Source organism: Brevibacillus sp. RS1.1, from assembly GCF_013284365.1.
Lineage (GTDB): Bacteria > Bacillota > Bacilli > Brevibacillales > Brevibacillaceae > Brevibacillus > Brevibacillus brevis_D.
This window is the reverse complement of sequence record NZ_JABSVA010000008.1, coordinates 126,593-146,693: the sequence shown is the minus strand read 5'-3', so window position 1 is coordinate 146,693 and position 20,101 is coordinate 126,593. Positions and strand designations below refer to the sequence as shown.

The window sequence follows — 20,101 nt, the reverse complement described above, 5'->3', positions numbered from 1 at the left end:
TCTCCTCGTTATGTTTTTTTGGCTCGGAAGCTTGCACCAGTAAAGATAACTCTTATCCCACCTAGTGGTGGAGGATTATTGGAGTTATAAAATAGTTGTATGTCACCCGTGTAGTGGTCGATAAAAATATACCCTTGGTACAATTTTTCCTTCGCACTCAATGAAGTGATTACAACGGGAACTTCCGTAAAGTACCTTGGACGGTGCATAAGCATCAGAGTAGCCATAAGACTGCCTTGTTGAGGCGTACTGGCCAAAGTAAGCTCGCCCATCAATATAACAATTCCAGAATTGTCTTCATTGTCTGCGATCAACCCAGCACTCGCTGGTTCATTTGTATTGGCAGTAGACCATCCGTTTTTCGGTGTCAGATCCCATTGGATTGAGTTATGAAAATAATTGGCATACGATGCAATAGTATCTAGTTTCTTCTTATCGGCGCTACTCATATACCCGTGTACCGAATCAGTAGCCAAATGCGCTGCCATGTTATCTGCTCTCATTACTTCGCTATTCAGAAATTTGAACGAGCGATCTCCTGCGTTAACTGATAGAATCAGATTCGAACCATTTTGTGATAAAACATCAAATCTATTTGAATGGGCATAGAGCGCCGTACGTTGATTAACTGTTTCCGAGATTTTCGTTCCATTCGTAAGGTTCACTTCTGGAGCCAAGACGAATCCGAGATCACCCTCGGCGCTATATGGCGTCGGTTTTGTCCCTGCTTCTAGCTTGATTTTGCGCCATGCAGCATTTGTAAGTGTTGTACTTGGGTTAATAGCGAGAAATACTTTTACCTTTGCAGTAAGTGGTGGCGTTGTTGCTGTAAAAAAATAAAATGACCACTTTTTACCATTTTGCGCTGTTACATTCATACTATTTATGAGTGTGCCATCGGACTTGTAATACTGTACTTCTAAATAAATTGCGCCTGAAGTTATGCCGATTGTCTGCATTTCTCCTGACAATGAAATCGGGGTATTTTCCTTCATATCAATAAAGTCGCTGCTCAAATAGGGGCGCTCGTTAGCAGCGGCGCCAACTCTTGTTGCGAAATAATCCCCTTCACCCTCGTTTCCTTTAACCACAGAAATCTTTTTCCCGCTTTGATCAGACCAACTTAAAAGTCCAAAACGACCTGTAGAGTTTTTCAATAGGTTTGGATTGTTTTGAATCTCCGGATTGCCCTGATGAAATACTTGTTGATTGTTAACCAATACCTTGCCAGCACCATTGGTTAGGAGATGGATGCCGCCATCAACTTTTTCGTTTGCCAGTGTGAAATCAATCGTTGAGTTATTTGGAAAACCTATATGAGCCTCTCTCTTTGATGGATTGTCTTTGTCCGGATAAAATTGCAAAAACACATGATCATCAGGTGCAAATGCTTTAATAGATGGATACCCATAAAAAACAGGTCGGATCGCATTTACTTTCTCATCTAAACTTTTATGAGCACTTTCGATGCCGTCCTCCATGTAGTTAAGGCGAACTTCATCTACTGGCGTACCTGCTATTTGCTTCCAGGCGGGAAGAATCTTGGCAGTACCATCCGTGTTTTGTGTAATCGTGTATGTGTTCGGACGATCAACCAATCGATTAACATGTTGTTGCTTGTTATAAACCATCCTATCCACCTACCTTCCAGTTTACTTCTATGGGAATACTGATAGCTATTTCCCTCTCCGGTTTTGTAATGTTTACGTTATCCTGCCAAACAACCTCGCCTTTAACATCCTTTACTATACGCTTCGTGACAAGACCCGCTTGTTTTGCCTGAATCCGAACGAGAATCGTTATTTTGCTCGGACCCTGACGTGTCTTTTCAAGGATGGCTGGGAACAAGTTACCATCGATTTCGACCTCTGCTTGATGGAAAATCGATTCCAAGGCATTCGTTTGTTGCTTGAGTGCGTAATCTGTTAACATAAATCGTTCTCACCTCCCGCATAAAAAGCCCCACAATCTTGAGTGATACTCTCGTAAGTCTGATAGGTTCCTATTTTGAACTCTAGATGTCCACTTCGTCTTATGACGATTCTCTCTCTGTTAACATGAACTGGGCGCATCTGTTCAAACATATCGTGAAGCATGATCAAATCAATCGGTAGCTGAAGCGAAAATTCAAATTCAATTTCCTTTTTCGAAAAGTCTTCTGTTACTGAAATTAAATCACCAACTGTTTGTCCTAATGACCGAAGTACTGGCATAGTAAATGGGAGTCTCCCCCAGTGTTTCCTTTGAATGTTCTTTCTCCGATCATCAATAGGCATCAGTTGCTTGTTCCCGAAATAAATCCAATCCCATACATCTAACCCCCAGGTTGCTGTCAGGGGTAAAAACTGTTGCTCAACGTCTGAACGTTTTTGAAAATGGGCGTCTAATGCGCTGATTGCACCCTCAAAATGAAGTTCAGCGACTTTATTCTCATACCACTGCTGCGGTAACATGCTTCGGTATCTTTCAGGGATCATACAGATACCACCAATGACAGTGTAGACACAGAATCCGCTGGTACGGTTAGGTTTGCCTTTTCACCGTTTAATGTGTATTCAGTAAAATCACTTACTCCATCCACGAAAAAGAGGGCCCCTAACTGTTGATACACGATAAGGGAACGCCCTTTGAGATATGCTTTAATTAGTGTTGTGATTTGCTCCTTCACTTTCGCAACCTCCACTTCTGGTTGTACAACAAGGCGTACTGAAATAGAGATAGGGAACACCTTCGCAGGAAAGACGTTTAGATCGTGAAGCGCCTTCCGGTTGTCTTCTAGTTTTGTTCGTACTTGCTGAACTAGCTCTGCAGCCGCCGGCTGACCACTTAGGTTCGTAATATATACATCAATCGAATTGTCGTGACGCGCTTTCTCAACAGCTACAGCCCCTCCAACCCCCTCAGTGTTCCGTGCCCACCGTTCGTAGTCAGCGCGCCGACCGTCCCCGTCTTCTGTGCGTGCTCTATCTATCAACCTTTGCTTGTAGGAAATGTCAGCTTCGTCTTTATGTCTTCCGAGTCCGAAGAAGACTCCATTTGCGTCAAGATATTCCCCTTCAGCCCATGGCAGAAATCGCTGTAAAAAGCCATATTCAAATAACTGCTGCTGATCACTAATCTCTTCTGCTAATGGATAAAGCAAATCGTAAAACAGTTCACCCTCTTCTGTCGCAGGTGGAGTTTCACCACGCTCTTTAGCAATGACCGCCATCCGATTTGCTATTCTCTGATAAATCTGGTCAGCCGTCTCCCGAAGTATCGGCATTTCCGGCTTCTCTAACGTTGCCATGCATCCACCTCCATTCTCGTCGAACCACGTATCCCAGCAATCTCCAGATACAAAATAACCCGATTCCCCTCAAAGCGGATATCAAGCACCTCCGCGCGTTCAATCTCACTGTGCGCTTCCAGCGCTTCTTGCACTTGTGCCTTAATCACAGGCAGGGACAATGCAGACCTCATTCGCCCCTTGTCGGACAAAAAATCCACGCCATACCGCTCCGAGTAGATCGCATAACGGAACCGCCGTGTATGGAGGATCTTTTTCACCGTCTCCTCCAAGTACTCTACGTAAGTCGTAGTGCGCAAATATCTGCCATCTGGTCCCTGCCTTAGCTGCTTCGTTTCCCAATCGAACCGATATGTCCACGGAATGGGCAACTCGGTTCCTTGCGCAAATATCTCATCTGTCCCTTGCAACTGCGGAAACATCATTCCACCACCCCAAGCAGGAGGTATTGTTCGTTGTTGCATCGCAGCAGAGCTACTTTTTTGCCCACATCTTCTTGTAACAATCGGGCAGAACGCAGTACAGACAGCTCATACGGCTCCAAGGGTGTCGGGTCCTCATCCAACTTTACAGACAAAGGCGAGAGCGACAAAAGCTTGCCAAATTCCCCTTGGGTGTTCTCGATGCCGTCTTGTGCATGCCCCCGCAGTTTTGCGATAACTGAATGCATCCCTTACGTCCTCCTTTCCAATTGGAGATCCATTGTGTATTGACCGCCCTTCCAACGCGCTTGGCAGTTGGTGACGATCCAATCGGTGATGGATTTATTGTCCTTTTCCATGATTTTGATTAGCCAGCCTGCGCGAAGTCTCGCAGCATTTTCATCCTCGTGCTTGACCGAAATGGAGCGCGTCTTTGGGATTTTGGACAACTCTGCAAGCTGCTTGGCTGCCAATCCAGCTACGTTTTTGTCCTCGCCTGCATCGATGACTTTTTGCATGCGTCCGATTTGTTTGACCAGGCTATCGTTAGATTTCGTTGCACTGCTCACGACCCGATCATCTCGGTAACGCTCTACTGTCACGACGGTGTAAACCTCCTCGATGCTCTCACCCGTCGAACTGCTTGTGAGTAAGCTCGCCTTGAACATCGGAATAATGCTGTTTTTCCCCTCGGGGAGTACCGTCAGCTTGTCTCGCTGGTATTGTACAAAATAGCGGATGCCAGTTTTTTCGTACGCCTGCTCTGTCAGTGATGTAAAGAGGGAAGTATATGATTGGGACGAGATCCTCTCCTTGACCGTAAAACCGAATGCTGGACAGCTAAAATGTATACCTGCCGACTTAATGATTCGTGCAAGCTCTGTCCCTGCATCTCCATCCAGCTTGAGCCTGGAGACTTCGTTTTTTTGCAAATACCAGCCCAACTCATATGCCGTAGCGGATAGATCACCTGTCCGATCATCCCGGTCAAAACGAACGAGCGGGCCATGGAAAAGCTGCTGAGATTCTTTTAACTCCGCACCTGCAAAGAGCATCAAAAAACCCGCCGTTTGTAGCGGCGGGCCTCCCTTGACTTTCACATCACAATTTTGGGCGATTTGTCCCCTGGCCGAGGACCAGGACAACTCGGTAACGGCTGGGGTCAGGTCATAGCGGGTCTGCTCTTTTCCGTAAATGACTTTCATTGCGTCTGCCCTCCGTTACATTCTATTTTCTCTTTCTAGCTTTTCGTGAATCTCTCTTTTCCTATCTTCCAACCTTTTACTGTCTATCCGTGGGGTCGCTTGCTGCTTCTTCGTCTTCTTGGCTACCTTCCCGCTCGTATTCGGGCGAGCTGGCTGCTGTCGCGTAATGACCGCACCCGGGGATAGAAGCTGCGTCTGATTGCTCCACGTAATGAACTCATCTTTGACAAACAACGGTAGCTCAATCGAGCCATGAAAATCGACGTTCTTTCCTTGGAATTTTCCGTCGCATGGCCCGATGAGCACATTCCACGCAAGATCAAGCTCGTCAATAGTCAAAAGGGCTTCTGAACCAGTTAAGCGATCCAATCCGGCAAGCCACTGTCTGGGCCCCTGATAGCCTTGCACCTCGACGTAAGGAGCTGTACTGTCTCCGGGTAGAAAGAAATCAAAGGAGATCGACTTCGGACGTCTGGAAGAGATGCGATTGCCGGACAATAACGTAATCGATGTCGAGCTTTCGATGTCGTTGCCGTAGCCACGAAACTGGATTTCCGCAGGTGTAACCGGAAACGTCAGCCTGTATTTGCCTTGTAGACGGATCATTTCGTTACCCCTCCCCTCGTCTCTATTGCATCCAGCAGGGATCGCTCGATGATGTCCTTGATTCTCTGCGCAACAGATGGATCGCTGAGCATTTTTAACATGGTGGGGATATCTTGCAGTACGCCTTGTACGTGCAGTGGAATCGAAACTTGCGGAATAGCAATGGAGACAGGCTGCGGATTCCCAGGTGAGTTACCAACAGGCGAATGATTCGGAGCAGCAGGACCTGCTTGAATTGCTGGTTTCATAGCTGCAGCTCCCGCAGATGCCACAGGAGTCTTGTTCTGCCACCACGACTTGATCCCATCGTATAGGGCACCACCCGCCGCTGATCCACCCATGCCACCAATAAAGCCACCAACTATCCCCCCGATTGCTGTACCAATCCCAGGTAACACCGAACCAATAACTGCTCCAGTAGCCGCTCCCGCTGCTGCCCCTCCCCAGCCACCGAGTGCTTCTGCCCCCACTTGTGCTGCAGTATCCAGCTTGTTCGCTGAGCCTGCAATAGCTGTGACGCCTAGTAAAGTTCCCAGAAGAGGAACCCTTCTGAGTCCTCCTTTCAGCAATTGTTTCCAGCCACCTTTGCTGCCAGCTTTACCAGTCTCACCATGATTGCCGCCACTCTCTGGTCCGGGTTGATTTCCTACAGAAGAGGGGGTTGGCGCACTGTTTTGATTTTTGTTTTTGCCGTCTGTTTTCTCTGCTTCTTTTTGCGGATTACCGCCACCAGCGTCCGGTTGTTTTTTTCCTGCCGTAGAAGTTGTTGGGGCATTGTTTTGACCTCTGCTCGTTGTTTTCCCCGCTTGTCCTTGAGGACCACCACTATTCGAAGCAGATTTTTCTCCTGTTGGAGGGCGATCCGGAGAATTTTTTTTCTTTGATTTCTTTTTAGAAGAAGGACTTTGTGTGCCATCGCAGCAACAGCCGCAGTCTTTTCCGCCAGTCGCTTCTGGAGGGAACTTTTCTATGGTTTTCCAAAGATCTTTGAATTTTTTCAGCTGAGATGTCGTGTGAACGTTCAAAGCATTACCAAGGAGTAGTAATCCTCCGACAAAAATCACAGTACCTTTTATCGACTCGTTCAAAGAGTTAAACGAGCCCATTACTCCTTCAGCTGCTTTCGTAATCCCTGTATTTATCTCAGACATTTGTTCTGCGTAAAGAGTCGCGATCTCCATGGCCTCGTTTCTCGCCATCGCTTGTGCCTGCCCAGTTTTATAATAAGCATCGTTCTGAGCAGACAGCTGATGCGCATTCACCGCTTCATTCCCGACTTTATATGCGCTCTCTTTCCCCATTTCCGGCACAAAAGCCCCTGTTGCCGTATCATTTACTTCTCGCAGACCCTTCGCCATGTCATCTCCGGCATCGCCTCTCAATGTATCGAATGCACGTTGTTGTAACGTTTGATCCTGGATGCTAGAAAAAGTCATCAGGAGTTTTCCGAGGGCGATATTTATTGTTTCTTTCTCCCCTGTTGCGAGACTTCGATTCAGCGTTGCTATATCTTGGGCGGCCTTGGCCTTTGCATCCTTCTTATTTTGAGCCTTGTAATGCTTCTCAAGGATTGCGGCGAGATCACCATTATCCGACATCTTCATTGCATTCTCATACAACGCACCATACGTTTTAAAATCATTCAAAAGGTTCCCTATAGAGACAAAGGTAGCGGCCATTTTTTCAGGCGTATTCAGCAAATTGCCATTCTGTAGGTTGAAGTGAGCCATAGACTCCACAAATTTTCCAGTCGCGGCTCCCCCTCCCTTGTTGCTTAAATACTGAACGGCATTTGACTGCCTAACGGTACTTTCATTACCCGTAGAAATCTCAATGGAGCTCATCATTTTCATGATGTCATCTTCCGTAAACCGCGTCGTGTATTTCAGCATGCTTGCTTTTTCTGCATACTTTAAACCATTGGATGCATGCACAAGTTCAGCTTTGGCCATGAGGCTGTATGCTTGATCTTTCTTTATATCAGGGTTGAGCTCACGTATGGTTATGGAAGTCTCTTCTATCTTCAGGAGTTGCTCCTTACTTTTGCCACCAGCTTCAAAAAGTGTCTTTTCTCTTTCAGTCGCCTGAGCTTCTTGGGCAACTGAACTCAGCGTTGTTCCAAGAGCCTTTTCTAACAAAGGAGTTAGTGAGCCCTGGAGTCCTTTTGCTAAATCGTCATATTTACCTACTACTCCACTATAAGCATCAAACGTTTCCATCATTGTTCCTGCCATTCTTTCACCTCCTTGTCCTCCCAGATGTCTACACCCAGCAGAACCCGAAAAAAGCCGGGAGACCTATCCCCCAGCCCTTTCCTCATCCTCAGCCTCAATCATCTGACAAGCAAAAATAAACAGCTTCTGCTTGTACAAATCGACTTCGTACTCGAGTAGATCCGACGGGCGGCCTCTGCCTTTTAGAAAAGCGCGGCAAATATGCCAGGCCTCGCCGTCAGATCGGATTAGTTTTTTGCTTCTTCAATGGCTTCTTCTTCCGTTTGGGTCGCATTGACTTCACGGACTGCATTTAGTAGCTTGGTGTAGCCTTCTGGGTTGTCGCGGAAAATTTTCTCGACGAGCTCATACTTGGTGCCAACCTTGTACGCCTTCTTGAGTTCTTCCTGATTCCAAGGGAATTCGTGCTCCGTGGCCTTCACCAAACGAGCATCGTTGTACAGGAACCAATCCGTTTTCTCTCCTTTGTCAGCCATGCGTTCGCAGTCACGCAGCTCGGACAAATTCAGTTGGCGTACCTTCCACTCGTCACCATCGATGGTGACGGTGATTTCTCTTCGCGGAGCTTGTTCATTGGCTTTGGCCAAAAATTTCTCGAGTTTGTTTTTGTTCATATTCAAGCACTCTCCTATTCCGTGTAGGTTGGCAATTCATCTAGGTAGTCTGGCTTCTCGATGGAAATCCCTTTCAGATCGTAGGTCGCGTGATCGTTGCCGTCTGCTTTGGCTTCCCACAGCGTAATCTCGTCTGGGTTCAGCACGATATTGGAAATGCGGACGCGTTCGGAGTTGCCGGCTTCCTTGTCCAGCGTCTCACCGATCAGGAATGGGAGGACTGGGGTCTTGCCTTGCGTCAATTGATCCACGCAGTAGTATTTCAGCGCAGCGTTGGTTGCGGTAATTTTCAATGTCACTTCTACATGCCAGTCGTTGACGGTTTGGATTTTTCCTTTTTGCAGGCGATTCGTGTCGCCGTACTCTACCTTGAGAACCATTTTGCCTTCCAAGGTACCGAAGATCGGGTCTCCGTTTTCATCGTAAATTTGGCAGTTCTTCAGTTTAATATCGCGTGCAATAGCCAATTAAAGCACCTCCCAGTCAATGTCAAAGTATTCGATGGCATCAAGCGGCTTCGCAGACAAGAGGAAGCCACGGCGATCCCCGATGCCATTCTTTTTATCCGTAAATGTCCAGCCCGTATCAATCGCGCCCTGCTGCTCGCGGACGGTCATGTACGCGTTGACGGCAGAGACAAACACTGCGCCGCCCAAATCGTTGTTGCCGAGCTTGCCTTTGTATTTCTTGCCGACTTGGCTGATGTCGTTGACGATCTGATCCAGCGTCATGCTGACACGGATTTTGCCGTAGTCCTCGCGCTCATGTGTCCCCAGAACAGCCAACGTATTGACGGCGCTCTCGAGGATGTACACGTCTCCGTCGCGAGTTGCGATCAGCGTTCCAGAACCGAGCGCACTCAAAATATCCGTGTGGCCCCAATCCTTGAGCGCTTTTTTCAATGGAACGACGACGGCCGTCAGCGATTCATGCGCAGGTGTCGCGGCGATCATACCCGCTACCCATGCGGCCCACTCCAGGCTACCGTATACTTTTCCGTTGTTGTGTTGACCAGCGATAGCAGTGTTCACGACAAACCGGGCATTTTGCGCCACGGAGCGCTCGATGTGCTTCGCCATGTTCTCGTCGTCCGCCGCCTTTCCACCGATTACCAGCGTGCTGAGCTTCTTGTTTTGTGTGCGACGATCGCTCATGAATTGCTTTGCTGCTGCTTGTACAGCCGCATCGTCAAAAGGCAGATACATCGTGTCAAAATCAGCTCCGGACACAGCCATGAACAGCTTGGTAGAGTCAGCTGAGGTAAGCGCTACCGTGCCACTTTTCGCTCCTGTTAGCGCTGTTTCCGGCACGATTGTAACGGCAGTCTCACCCAGCTTTTTCACACGCACATAGTTAGATTGGCTCGTTTTTGCTGCCAGCTCATTCGCATCCGCAAACGAAAACTTCTCCGTTTGCAGCGGGCCTGTTACCTGAAGTTCTTTTTTACCTGGCTCGGACGTCGAGACTGTGATCGTAACCTTCAGCTCGTTACCTACCAACCCCGGATACAGAGCCTCGACTCTGATTGCATCGGCTTGCTCATACGCTGCTTTTGTGGCTGTGCCATTCGTCATGCGGTACGCGAGAATCGTCGCCCCGCCTTCTGCTGCCAGCTCCACGGTATCGACCTTGCCAAATGTCTGGGCAATTCGCTCTTCAAAGCTCCCCAGCTTGACCAGCTCATCTGGCGCACCCCACTCCGCTTGATACGGTACCAGTACGACACCGCTCTTCGGTACTACACGTTCTTTTGCTTTTGCGATCAGTTCGACCGTTACACCCGGACGTTCACGTTGAATGGTCATGCTTACACCCCGCCTTTGTATTTGGTCAGTCGGCTCTTCACTTGTCCTTCTGCCAGTAGTTGATCATCTGCTTCAGAAAAAAGAGCACCTACTACCTCGAACCGTTCGGCTCCAAGGTAAGCGGCGCTCTTGATCCACTCTTGTTTGGTTTGCACAAGCTCTGGGGCCTGTGCTTGTTGTTCTTTTCGTGCCACTATGATCGGACCCCCTCTACATCAAATTCGTTGATTTTTTCTGTGACTGCTCTCTGCACCGCCACGTTGTAGGTGAACTGGAACGCGATTTCCGTCCGGTCCTTTTTATCCCGCCAAATACGCAAGGTAGAGCTGTCGATCTCGATGGACAATCCAGACGTCTTACCTTGATAACTGAACTGCCTTTGGCGAAGAAGCTCACGCAGCGGTTCGGCTGAAAGCGGCTGGTAGACGCCCGCTACCTTTGGATAGTGGAGGACGATGGCTGCTTCTGAGACCACCTGATAGGAAGTGAGGCTTCTTCCTTCTTCACGGACCCCTTGCGTCAAAAGAAACGCGATAGGGGGTTGGAATCGCTGCGCCATCCAGTCGTCCACATTCACAACAGTAGACAGCTCTGGATACGCTTCCTTCACCAGTTCAATGAGAACAGCTAGCTCACGATCCATCAAGCTTCCACCTCCCATACTTGCGGTATTCTCGTCTGTCTTCGTCACATGTCTCTTCCCCCCACTATTTCACTTCATTTGGCAAGGTATCCACGGCAAATACCCGCCGAGCAGGGAGCGAGTAGCCTTTGGCTTTGACTCGCAACATCGTGTGGCGTCAATTGCCGTTTTCCCCGCTCGCCGGACATTTGAGTCGGTGGCGTACATAAAAAGCCACCCGACAGCTTCATCGGATGGCTCGTATCTCTCTTACTTGTTTCGCTTGACTCAAGTATAACCGATTTGAAGGAAAAACCGGGAAAATGACCCGATGTGTCAGGAAGTGTCAACCTTTGTCAGCCTCAACATATTTGTGAAAATAAAAAGAAGCTGTCATCATCAGACAGCTTCATCTATTAAGCCGGGCTTTGTTTTTCATCATCCAGTCTGCTGTACCTGATCGCCATACATCGCCCATGCCATCTTCATCACAGCACTGCGCTTGATTTCATAATACCGCTGTCGGGACACACCGATTTCTTTGGCAATCAGATTGTTCTTGTCGCCATCCAGCAAAGCTTCGACTACCAACCGTTCCTGCTCTCCTGGAATCGTCTCAACCGCTTTGTTGATCCGCTCGATTTTATCCTGCAAATTTTGTAGCCTCTTCCATTTCCGCTCCCGGCGTACAACCTCTGCGTGCGTCTTATCACCATTGCTGCCTTTTCCTTTCGGCATCCCTGCATCCAGTCCGTACTGTGCGACCATTCCTTCCCCTGCTTCACGCAAAAAACGCTGGATACGCACGATCTCGATCTGCATGTAATTGTAGTCGCGGATTTCTTCCTCCGCCTTTTGTAGAAAATCTACGATGGGTGCTTGCTCGCTCGTCCGGGCAAAACCTTCTTTTCTTGTGGATACTGTCTTTTGCTGCCCTTTTATCTCTTGATCCCGCATGTACTTGTCCCACTCCGGGCAAGAATCGATTTTTCCTACGTGCTTATCATGAACCTGGCAATGTGATTTCTTTCCCCAGCACGTTGCCGGACACACCTCGCATACTGCTTCCATGAAAACATCTTTGCTGATCAAGGTACTATTCCCCCTCGGTCATATATATGAAGTCCGTATGATTGCTTATCGGTTTTCGTTGAGTCTTGCATCTTTTCTTAATCTTTGAGACAAACCGATCTGTCCGATAATGACTCCGACCAATAAAACAACTGCTCCGATTAATGCTGCTTCTATCATTTCGTACGTATCTCCTTTGCATGGTCATTTTCTTGTATAATGAAAGGGGGCAAAGAGGATACTCACCAGTTGTATTCTTTGCCCCAAGCAATTAATGGGGATTCCGATCGTCAGTCGGGGTCTCCTTTTTTTCCTGCTGCTCTTTCTTTTTCTCTTTGTTTGCCTTTAATTGCAGATTGAACAGATTATTGATCCGAATCTGCAAATCCACCTGCTTAAACGTGACGATTAGAGCAAGGAAGCACACGACCACCGCGAGAACCTGAACATAATCAATCGTCATCATAGCATCACTTCTCCACTACGGATCGCCTCGAGCATCGCCGTTTTCATTTCTTGCATGCTCTCTTCGCGAGGTAGTTTGATAAAGGAAGCAAGGTACTCCATGTCAGGAAGCAAAAAGTCGAGGATCGTCAGTACCGCCCGATTGTCCCCTGACTGTGCTTTTTGGAGGATCAAGCTGAACGAGTCAGCTTCTCGGCCAATTGGCGCAAATATTTGTTTTTGCATTTACTCACTCCTTGTCTGGTCATATTCAGTTTTTGGGCTACCTGTTCTTCTGTCATTCCTTGAATAACGACATGCTTGATAATGATCCGGGCTTTTTCTGGGAGCTGCATCAACACCTCCTGAACATACAGGTTGGACAGATTATCCTCCATCGTTTCCGTTCCCCGCATCCCTTCTTTGATCACCGTCTCCCTGCACAAACGCTTCTTGGCGGCGTATTGCAATCGCCAAGCAATCCTTTTGAGCACCTTTCTGCAATGCTCTTTTAACTGCTCATCTGTCATATGCTTCACCTTCTGTCTTTTTCGAACATCCAACCGAAAATAGGAACACTCGTTCTCTTTGTAGTACAAGTATCTCATACTATGGTAATAAGTTCAAGTTCTTTCTACCAGATTTTTGGAGATGATTTCTCCGGTTAAACTTCTGCATAAATTCCAAATAAAACATCAAAAAACACGATCCCCAGTGGAGATCGTGCCTATGTAGAAGTATGAAATTATCCTTACACAACGGATGTTCCCACTCGATAAAAGTACAAAATTTCCATACTTTTCGAGCTTTATCTGTCCATCACACAAAAAACACGATAAAAATAAAAAAGCAAGCTCCTCTCTCATTCACAACAGAAGAGCTAGCCTGCTTTTTTATCTTTCGCACTTTTTTAATCCCAAATATTCGGTCGTTCAACGCCCATCGTTCTCATATAATCCAGCAGTTGACCGGTATGTACCGACTCATGATAGGCGATTCGGAGTAGCATGTCTCCAAGTGTGCGGACATAGCCTACATCGGATCGATCAATGCGGATACTCTCCAAATCGCTCTTGGACAACCCTCTGACGAAGCGGAGAAACTCTTCTCGATATGGCTTCGCAAAGGCCAAATCTTCTTCTACGGTCGAAAACTCTTTGGTTTCATACGGATTGGGAATGTCAGACAGGGCAGCGCTTCCCCGTTGGATCAAAATCTGGTGATACAAAAATTCACCCTCCATGACATGACGAATCATTTCTCCGCACGTAAACGCTTTATCGTCAGGCTTCCATTTTAGCATATCTGTAGGGATTGCCTTCCACACCTTGATGCTTCTACGCCTTACTTCCTCAAAGTTTAAGATTAAGAGATCATTTTCGTTCATGCCATTCTTCCCTCCCCGTAAGCTCGTCCTAATTTTTTTGATAGAGATCACAAGTCGCTACGTGATCATTGACCATGCCAACTGCTTGCATAAAGGCGTAGCAAATGGTTGAACCGACAAAAGTAAAACCGCGCTTTTTCAAGTCCTTGCTCATTTTGTCGCTGATTTCGGTAGAAGCAGGCACATCCTTCATTTCCTGAAAATGATTATGAACCGGCTTCCCGCCTACAAACGACCAAAGATAGCTGCTAAAAGACCCAAACTCCTCCACAACCCGCAAATAGGCCTGGGCGTTCTTCACGACGCCCCGAATCTTCAGCCTGTTTCGAACGATGCCTTCGTCTGTCAGCAATTGCTCGATTTTGGCTTCATCGTATTGAACGATTTTCTCCGCTTCAAAGTTATCAAACGCTCTTCGATAATTTTCCCGCTTCTTCAGGATCGTGTACCAGCTCAGTCCGGCCTGTGCGCCTTCCAAATTCAAATATTCAAAGAGCAACCGATCCTCATAGACAGGAACTCCCCACTCGTGATCGTGATAATCCATATAAATAGGGTCCTGATTCACCCAGCCGCACCGATTCATGCAAAGAAACCTCCTTCACGAAATACGAACGTATATTCTTATATAAAGAATATATAATCATTGGGTATTCTGCAAGTTTTTCTTCACAAAAAAAGACCTCATCCATTTGAGGTCTCTCAGCAATCAAGCAGTTAAAATAATTGGCTTCCCCTTCGTTACAACGATGGTGTGCTCGTATTGCGCTACGTAACTCTTATCAGGCGTAATGAGCGCCCAACCGTCCCTGCCATCATCCACATATTCCGTCCCCGTTGAGATGAATGTTTCTATTGCCAACACGAGACCTTCTGTGAGCAAGCGTCTTTCCTTTTTGTCATAGTAATTCAAAATGTAAGAAGGCTCTTCATGCAAGCTTTTGCCGATGCCATGGCCCGTAAGGTTTTTGACGACTGTAAAGCCCTTTTTCCTGGCCTCCTGGTGAACAATGCGACCAATTTGGCTTAGCTTTGATCCCGCCTTTGCTGCATCCAATGCCTTGTACAGCGACTCCTCTGCGCATTCGCATAAGGATTGCTTCTCAGGCTCACCTTCCCCTACAACAATTGAAGCACCTGTATCGGCAAAATAACCATCCAGCTCCGCCGAGACATCAATATTGATGATATCGCCATTTTGCAGAACTGTATCATCAGGGATGCCATGCGCAACAATGTGATTGACACTGATGCATGTATGCCCTGGAAAATCATACGTGATATTCGGTGCAGACCGCGCTCCGTACTTTGCCAAGATCTCTCCGCCAATCCGGTCGAGTTCTTTTGTTGTCACGCCTGCCCGCACTGCTTTGAGCATCGTCTCCCGCGCTTCTGCCACAATGCTACCGATCCGCTTCAAACAAATCAAATCATGTTCATTTTGAATCGACATATGTTGCCCTCCTGTCTACGAATGTAATGATTCCTCTTATCTATTCCTACATTGGAACATTTTTCATCGCCAATCGCAACCTGTCGAAAGAACAAAGAACCCCAGAAGCGCCCTCTGCGACCCTTATCTAGCTTCACCCCAGTCTCTCTACCAAAAACCAAACGACATTCGAAATGAGCAAAGACTGTCCGATTCCAAAACTGAATCCTGTAAAAAAACGCAGCTTGTTATTGCTTGTTCGCCACTTCCAATGTTGGGTAAAGCCATCAATCAGCATGGGCAATAAAAGCAGTCCAATCAAATAGTAAGAGGTCACGATATGCATTCCTGCAAAAACAGGCGCCGGCAGGTATCCAACTAGGATCGAAACACACCTGGCACATAGGGGCATTTTCTTACCACCGATAGAAAAGGAACGATCTGCTCGTCGATGACAGGGAATCCACTGTGTATTGATCATCATCAGCTCCCTCAATCTGGCTTGCAATCGCAATCTGGTGTATCACAATCCGGACAATCAACGGGAAGATAGCTGCAATCTGGCGAACCATTTTTACGCTTTTTCCGGTTTGTCGAATAATAGAGGATCATGCTAATGAAAACGAGAAGACCAAGTATGAGCAAGACTCCTCCTGTAACATAGTCCCCTTGATACAGAAATACGCCTCCCGCAATCCATGTGATCATGCAAAGCGTTAATCCAACAAAAAACAGATACACCCTCTCCCTTCCTTTCTTTCTTTCTTTCTTTCTTTCTTTCTTTCTACGAGAAAGAGTATCTGTAGTTTCAACTGTGCGTGACGATCAGGCGTGAAGTCATCGACCCTGCTGATTTGTTATAGCGTCCACATATTTATACCGCTCTGTACGTGCGGATGTAAGCCGATAAAAACAACATCCCTTCTCTTTATTTGAAATTGCTTTCGCATTTGTCTCACTTGCGTAAGAACAATACTTAGCTTCAAAAAAGAGAAGGGAATAGTAGGAAGATGAGATGAACGTTTCTATTCTAAGCGTTTCGTTTTCTCCGCAGTTGATAATAGGTCACAGCCAGTGCAAGCGCCAATACCGTTCCTTTAATAATGTCATACGCGTAATACGGCAGATTGAGCATCGTCATGCCGTTGAGCAGCACCCCGATCAGAATGGCTCCCACAAATGTACCGAACACATTTGGCTTCCCTGCTCCAAAAACGGAGAAGCCTACAAAAGCAGCCGCTACTGCATCCATCAGCATGGAGCCGCCGCTACTCACCTGCCCGGTACCGATCCGCGCTGCCAAGAGCATCCCGCCCAAGCCCGCAAAAAGAGCAGAAAGCACATAAGCCAAGGTACGATAGCGATTCACAGGAATCCCCGACAGACGGGCTGCTTCCAAATTACCACCTGTCATGTACAGCATCCGCCCCTGTCTCGTATAGGTCAGGTACACATGCGTAATTGCGACAAGTAAAAACGTCAGGATAACCGGAACAGGAACGGAGAGAATTTCTCCTTGGCCCAGCCACAGGAACCATTCCTGGAATTTTCCCGGAGCCTGTGAGCCGTCTTGCATCGGCATGTTTGCGTAGATCGAGTAACCTTGGGAATACGTCATATGAATGCCGTTGACGATGTAGAGCATCGCCAGAGTAGCCAGCAAATCAGGAATGCGGATTTTCACGACCAGAAAAGCGTTGACCAGCCCGACGAGCAAGCTGAGTACAATCGGAACAACCAAAGTCGTGAAGACTCCTTGTTCGTACCAAACCATCATCGAAGCAGAAACGACCGTGGTCAATGAAACCGTCGATCCTACAGACAAATCAAAGCCTCCGACAATCAGCGAGAACGTAACGCCTATCGCGACAAATGTCACAATCGAGATGGAGCGAAGAATATCCGTCAGGTTGTCGTACGTGAAGAAATACGGGTTGGTCAGACTGAATAACAACATGACAATGACGATGACTGCAACCGTTCCGTATTTGTAAACAAAATCAAACAAGCTAAACTTTTTATCTGCCACGTTACTCACCTCCGCTTGCGTAGTACATAATCAGCTCTTGTGTTGCTTCCTCGCGACTCAATTCCTTCACGATCTTGCCCTCGAACATGACGAGAATCCGGTCTGCGATCCCGATGACTTCCTGAAACTCACAGGAGAAATACAGGACGCCCTTTTTCTGCTCGGCAAGATTTCCAATCAGGCGGTAAATATCGCTTTTCGCTCCGATATCCACTCCTTTTGTCGGCTCGTCAAACATAAAGAGGTGAGCGTTTGTATCCAGCCATTTGCCGATCGCGACTTTTTGCTGGTTTCCGCCGCTGAGAAAACCGACCAGCTGCTTGATGTCGGCTGTTTTTACCCCAAGGCGCTGCACCAGCTCTTTTGCGTTAGCCGCTTCCGCCCCTCTTTTGATAAAACCGAGCCAGGACTTCTTTTTCAACGAGGCGACAGACAGGTTGTTCTGCACGGACTCCTCTACGAAAATCCCTTCTTTGCGCCTTTCCTCCGGGACGAGTACGATTCCGGCATCGACGGCGTCTTTTGGCGAGCGCAGCTGGATACGTGTTCCATGCAAGCGAACAGCTCCAGCCTTTGCCTCATCCGCACCGAAGAGCAGTCGGGCGAGCTCAGTCTTCCCTGCCCCGACTAGACCGACGACGCCCACGATTTCTCCCTCTCGAACCCGCAAGTCGACACCGTGTACCTTGCCGCCAGCCACACCAGACGCCTCAAAAATCGTTTCGCCAATCGGCACCGCAAGCTTCGGGAACTCCTCGTCGAAGCTTTTGCCCAGCATGTTAGCAATCACTTCGTCCATATTGGTCTTCGCCGTCTCTGTGGTCACAACATGCTGTCCATCGCGCATGATGGTGATCCGATCACAGATTTCAAAGATTTCCGGCAGGCGATGGGAGATATAAATGATCCCGACTCCAGCTTTTTTCAACTGCGCAATGATTTGAAACAGCCGTTCGCTCTCCTTCGTGCTCAACGGCGCTGTCGGTTCATCGAAAATGACGTATTTCGCCTTTTGAACGGTCGCCCGTGCAATCAAAATCAATTGCTTTTCCGACAGCGTACATTCTTCGACGAGCATCCTCACCGGAATGGAAAAGCCGAAGTTTTTTAAAATCTGCTCCGTTTCGTTGTACAAGCTCTGCCAGTTGATCAGTCCCTTGGTTTTCGCCTGGACGAGTTGGTCCGCCAATATGTTTTCGGCGACACTCAAATACGGGATCAAGGCGGTGTCCACTTCCTGATATACACATTGAATGCCCTGTGCTTTGGCGTCCTGCGGAGATTGAATCGACACGGCCTGTCCATCGATGGTGATCGTGCCACCATCTGCCTGATACGCTCCCGTGAGAATTTTCATGAGGGTACTCTTTCCCGCACCATTCGCTCCGAGCAGTGCGTGAACCTCTCCTGCGCGCACCTCAAAATCGACGGATCGCAGGGCAGGAACCCCAGAAAACTGCTTCGCCATCCCTTTCATCTGCAATGTGGACATGTTTCACACCTCCTGTTAACCTGCGTGTTCCCACCTCTATAAGGAAAAATCCCGTTGACGGATACAGCTCAACGGGAAAAGCCAATTTGGTTCTTACTTGCCCCACTCTTGTACGTATTGGGACAGGTCGCCCATCGTTACTTTTTTATCCTTCGGCAGGTCTTCTTGTTTCACCAGCACTGGGTTCAGCTTCACGTTGTCTGGCACTTGCTCGCCTTTGATTTTTTGGAACACGGTTTGGGCATGGATGCGTCCGATATTGGATGGGTCTACCGCTGCCGTCGCTGCCCACGGAGAGTTTTCTGCCTGAATCATTTGCAAATCCTCATCGCTCAAATCGATGGAGTATACTTTGATTTCCGTACGTCCTGCTTGTTGGATGGCACGTGTCGCCCCTTTGGCAAATTCATCCCAAGCCGCCCATACTGCTGTGATGTCGCCTTTATTCGGATACTTTTTCAAGATCGCTTCCATCTGCGTTTGTGTATCGAGAGCCGTATTGTTGGTTGCAGAACCGAATGCCGCAATTTCTTTCAAGTCCGGGTATTTATTCTGGAAAGCTTCGTACGTCACTTGGCGTTTTTCCATGGGCGCAAAACCAGCTACCCAAACTTTTACGATGTTGCCTTTGCCGTTTGTATCAGCCGCCAGCTTTTCCAGGCTCAGCTCTGCCAACTTGTTGTCATCCTGCGCCACAACTGGCACACCCGGAATGTTGATGTCTGTATCAAACAGGACAACCGGGATTTTTTTATCCACGGCCTTTTGCGTGCCCTGCTGCAACGCTTCTGCCGTACCATGATCGATCAGAATACCATCAAACCTTTGGTTCACAGCCGCATCGAGGTTGGACGCCATTTTTGCCAGATCGGTATCTGCGTTGAATACGGTCAACTCGCCCCCGTTTTTCTCCACCTCTTTCTTCACGCCATTGATATATTGAGCGGAGAACGTCCCTACATTTTGGCGCATGATCAGTGCGATTCTCTTTGCCTTCTCTCCCGAAGCACCGCCGTTTGTACTGCCGGTTCCCGTTGTTGCCCCGCTGCCGCATGCCGTCACGAGAACAGAAGCTGCCAAAACAAGTGATGTGATCAGACCGAGTTTCTTTTTCATTGAGATGCTCCCCCTTTTTTCTTTTTAAAACAGATAACAAGATGAAATTTTTTTGTTTCCCCTCAATCGATTGAAGCTTCTTTTGATTTCACTTTCAAAAAGGAATAAAACTTCGTAGAAGAAGCGCATTTCCAGTCCAAGCGCCTCTGGAGCCCATCTCAGCTTCGGAAGAAATGGCGGGGAATTTCAGCTTCATTTATGAAATCCTTCCTGAACCTTCTGCGTTTGAAGCGCTCCCGCCATTTCTTCCGAAGCGGACAGTCTTCACTCACAGCGGGGCGGAGGCCGAAGCGTAGACTGGAAATGCGCTTCTTCCCCACGACAGCTACGCAA

The 20,101-nt window shown here is 47.8% G+C and carries 26 protein-coding genes; all 26 read right to left on the bottom strand.

Going from position 1 to position 20,101, the window contains the following annotated elements:
• Nucleotides 1-8 precede the first annotated feature (8 nt).
• Complete coding sequence (locus HP570_RS22830; RefSeq protein ID WP_173627260.1) at nt 9-1,631, bottom strand: hypothetical protein; 1,623 nt, start codon at nt 1,629-1,631, stop codon at nt 9-11.
• 1 nt (nt 1,632) lies between these two features.
• Entirely contained in the window at nt 1,633-1,932 is a 300-nt protein-coding gene (locus HP570_RS22825) for a hypothetical protein (protein WP_173627259.1), read from the bottom strand.
• The gene (locus HP570_RS22820) at nt 1,926-2,477 is read right to left on the bottom strand and encodes a DUF2313 domain-containing protein (RefSeq protein ID WP_173627258.1); all 552 of its coding nucleotides are present in this window, start codon (nt 2,475-2,477) and stop codon (nt 1,926-1,928) included. Before HP570_RS22820 ends, HP570_RS22825 begins: the two co-directional genes overlap by 7 nt.
• On the bottom strand, nt 2,474-3,289 hold the full coding sequence (locus tag HP570_RS22815; RefSeq protein ID WP_015893320.1) for a baseplate J/gp47 family protein: 816 nt from the start codon (nt 3,287-3,289) through the stop codon (nt 2,474-2,476). The genes HP570_RS22820 and HP570_RS22815 overlap by 4 nt, the downstream gene beginning before the upstream one ends.
• Nucleotides 3,277-3,711, bottom strand: coding sequence for a DUF2634 domain-containing protein (locus HP570_RS22810; RefSeq protein ID WP_173627292.1), 435 nt, complete (start codon nt 3,709-3,711; stop codon nt 3,277-3,279). Before HP570_RS22810 ends, HP570_RS22815 begins: the two co-directional genes overlap by 13 nt.
• Nucleotides 3,711-3,959: a hypothetical protein gene (locus tag HP570_RS22805; RefSeq protein ID WP_064202087.1), complete on the bottom strand. Its 249-nt coding sequence runs from the start codon at nt 3,957-3,959 to the stop codon at nt 3,711-3,713. Before HP570_RS22805 ends, HP570_RS22810 begins: the two co-directional genes overlap by 1 nt.
• 3 nt (nt 3,960-3,962) lie before the next feature.
• A complete protein-coding gene (locus HP570_RS22800; protein ID WP_173627257.1) occupies nt 3,963-4,916 on the bottom strand; it encodes an XkdQ/YqbQ family protein in 954 nt (317 codons plus the stop codon).
• Between the two features lie 15 nt (nt 4,917-4,931).
• Nucleotides 4,932-5,522 (bottom strand): hypothetical protein, encoded by a 591-nt coding sequence (locus HP570_RS22795; protein ID WP_173627256.1) that lies wholly within the window; start codon nt 5,520-5,522, stop codon nt 4,932-4,934.
• Nucleotides 5,519-7,756, bottom strand: coding sequence for a hypothetical protein (locus HP570_RS22790; protein WP_173627255.1), 2,238 nt, complete (start codon nt 7,754-7,756; stop codon nt 5,519-5,521). The genes HP570_RS22795 and HP570_RS22790 overlap by 4 nt, the downstream gene beginning before the upstream one ends.
• A gap of 227 nt (nt 7,757-7,983) precedes the next feature.
• Nucleotides 7,984-8,370 (bottom strand): phage tail assembly chaperone, encoded by a 387-nt coding sequence (locus HP570_RS22785; protein ID WP_173627254.1) that lies wholly within the window; start codon nt 8,368-8,370, stop codon nt 7,984-7,986.
• Between the two features lie 14 nt (nt 8,371-8,384).
• Nucleotides 8,385-8,837, bottom strand: a complete 453-nt coding sequence (locus HP570_RS22780; protein WP_016741306.1) for a hypothetical protein — start codon at nt 8,835-8,837, stop codon at nt 8,385-8,387.
• Nucleotides 8,838-10,175, bottom strand: coding sequence for a phage tail sheath subtilisin-like domain-containing protein (locus HP570_RS22775; protein ID WP_173627253.1), 1,338 nt, complete (start codon nt 10,173-10,175; stop codon nt 8,838-8,840).
• A gap of 2 nt (nt 10,176-10,177) precedes the next feature.
• Complete coding sequence (locus tag HP570_RS22770; RefSeq protein WP_173627252.1) at nt 10,178-10,369, bottom strand: hypothetical protein; 192 nt, start codon at nt 10,367-10,369, stop codon at nt 10,178-10,180.
• A complete protein-coding gene (locus tag HP570_RS22765) occupies nt 10,369-10,866 on the bottom strand; it encodes a hypothetical protein (protein WP_309139210.1) in 498 nt (165 codons plus the stop codon). The genes HP570_RS22770 and HP570_RS22765 overlap by 1 nt, the downstream gene beginning before the upstream one ends.
• A 369-nt stretch (nt 10,867-11,235) precedes the next feature.
• Entirely contained in the window at nt 11,236-11,889 is a 654-nt protein-coding gene (locus HP570_RS22760) for a hypothetical protein (protein WP_173627251.1), read from the bottom strand.
• 250 nt (nt 11,890-12,139) lie between these two features.
• Nucleotides 12,140-12,334: a hypothetical protein gene (locus HP570_RS22755; protein WP_015893333.1), complete on the bottom strand. Its 195-nt coding sequence runs from the start codon at nt 12,332-12,334 to the stop codon at nt 12,140-12,142.
• The gene (locus tag HP570_RS22750; protein WP_088909490.1) at nt 12,331-12,558 is read right to left on the bottom strand and encodes a hypothetical protein; all 228 of its coding nucleotides are present in this window, start codon (nt 12,556-12,558) and stop codon (nt 12,331-12,333) included. Before HP570_RS22750 ends, HP570_RS22755 begins: the two co-directional genes overlap by 4 nt.
• On the bottom strand, nt 12,504-12,842 hold the full coding sequence (locus HP570_RS22745; protein ID WP_173627250.1) for a sigma-70 family RNA polymerase sigma factor: 339 nt from the start codon (nt 12,840-12,842) through the stop codon (nt 12,504-12,506). The genes HP570_RS22750 and HP570_RS22745 overlap by 55 nt, the downstream gene beginning before the upstream one ends.
• Before the next feature lie 380 nt (nt 12,843-13,222).
• Nucleotides 13,223-13,699: a DinB family protein gene (locus tag HP570_RS22740; RefSeq protein WP_173627249.1), complete on the bottom strand. Its 477-nt coding sequence runs from the start codon at nt 13,697-13,699 to the stop codon at nt 13,223-13,225.
• A 28-nt stretch (nt 13,700-13,727) separates the two neighbouring features.
• A complete protein-coding gene (locus HP570_RS22735) occupies nt 13,728-14,285 on the bottom strand; it encodes a DNA-3-methyladenine glycosylase I (protein ID WP_173627248.1) in 558 nt (185 codons plus the stop codon).
• Between the two features lie 123 nt (nt 14,286-14,408).
• Nucleotides 14,409-15,152, bottom strand: coding sequence for a type I methionyl aminopeptidase (gene map / locus HP570_RS22730; protein ID WP_173604232.1), 744 nt, complete (start codon nt 15,150-15,152; stop codon nt 14,409-14,411).
• Nucleotides 15,153-15,285: 133 nt separating this feature from the next.
• Nucleotides 15,286-15,615, bottom strand: a complete 330-nt coding sequence (locus HP570_RS22725) for a DUF2085 domain-containing protein (RefSeq protein ID WP_172142214.1) — start codon at nt 15,613-15,615, stop codon at nt 15,286-15,288.
• 8 nt (nt 15,616-15,623) lie between these two features.
• A complete protein-coding gene (locus tag HP570_RS22720; protein ID WP_173627247.1) occupies nt 15,624-15,872 on the bottom strand; it encodes a hypothetical protein in 249 nt (82 codons plus the stop codon).
• 289 nt (nt 15,873-16,161) lie between these two features.
• The gene (locus tag HP570_RS22715; protein ID WP_016741326.1) at nt 16,162-17,160 is read right to left on the bottom strand and encodes an ABC transporter permease; all 999 of its coding nucleotides are present in this window, start codon (nt 17,158-17,160) and stop codon (nt 16,162-16,164) included.
• A 1-nt stretch (nt 17,161) separates the two neighbouring features.
• On the bottom strand, nt 17,162-18,652 hold the full coding sequence (locus HP570_RS22710; protein ID WP_173627246.1) for a sugar ABC transporter ATP-binding protein: 1,491 nt from the start codon (nt 18,650-18,652) through the stop codon (nt 17,162-17,164).
• Between the two features lie 93 nt (nt 18,653-18,745).
• Entirely contained in the window at nt 18,746-19,768 is a 1,023-nt protein-coding gene (locus tag HP570_RS22705) for a sugar ABC transporter substrate-binding protein (RefSeq protein ID WP_173627245.1), read from the bottom strand.
• Nucleotides 19,769-20,101: the final 333 nt, after the last annotated feature.